The 766-nt window shown below is 48.3% G+C and carries 1 protein-coding gene; it reads right to left on the bottom strand.

Translation table 11 applies throughout. From position 1 onward, the window contains the following. The coding region (locus A3766_RS00375) for an FAD/NAD(P)-binding protein (protein ID WP_156508568.1) at positions 1-766 on the bottom strand (766 nt) is incomplete at both ends.

The following is a 766-nucleotide window of genomic DNA, read 5'->3' as shown; positions in this document are numbered from 1 at the left end:
AACCCGACTCTGTCGCGAAGAAAACTATTGTAACTGGTGGTTTTTGAGTACTTATATTTCTCGAAGAAGGACAGTTCATCAAGGTAGTCGTGCTCGCCGGATACGAATTCGATCAGTTTTTCTTTTTCAGATTTATTATAAGGCAATCGTTCTATCGCTTCGCGATAGCCTTCCTTCGCGTGTAAAAAATTAATCCAATTTCCGCCAAGGTTAACGTGACCATTATCAGTCGCAATCGACATGCCTGCATCGTGATCGGTATTGCCCAAGGGGTAATCTTGCGTCATATTGGATTCCATGATATCGGTATCGATGCCCAAGTCGTCCAATACTGAGCGGGAAATATCATCGTAGCGGTCTGGGAACTCCAAGTTTTGCGAACCGCCAGCCCCCAATAACGTTTTACCTTTGACCTGGAATTCGTTGCGCTTGGCATGTCCGCCGAAATCGTCGTGATTATCCAGAATCAGAATGCGTGCATCATGGCCCATTTTTTTTCGATAAAACCACGCTGCAGACAATCCGGATATTCCACCACCAACAATTACCAGATCATAGTGCTCGTGAAGCTTTTGGTAGTGCTGCGGTTTCTCACCACGCCATGCCAGTGAGTGGGCCACTTCAAAGGATCCCTTATGGCTGCCCCGCAAGCCTGTCAAAGTTGGTGGATAGTAATCCGCAGGTAAGGGGCCAAGCGTCGTCGCCTCACCAGATGCGCCCAGTAGCTGAGCCCATGCAGTGCTACTGGATAGACCCATCGCTCCTA

The organism is Oleiphilus sp. HI0132, assembly GCF_001635845.1.
The sequence above is the reverse complement of the archived record's forward strand: the minus strand, read 5'-3'. Positions and strand labels throughout refer to the sequence as shown.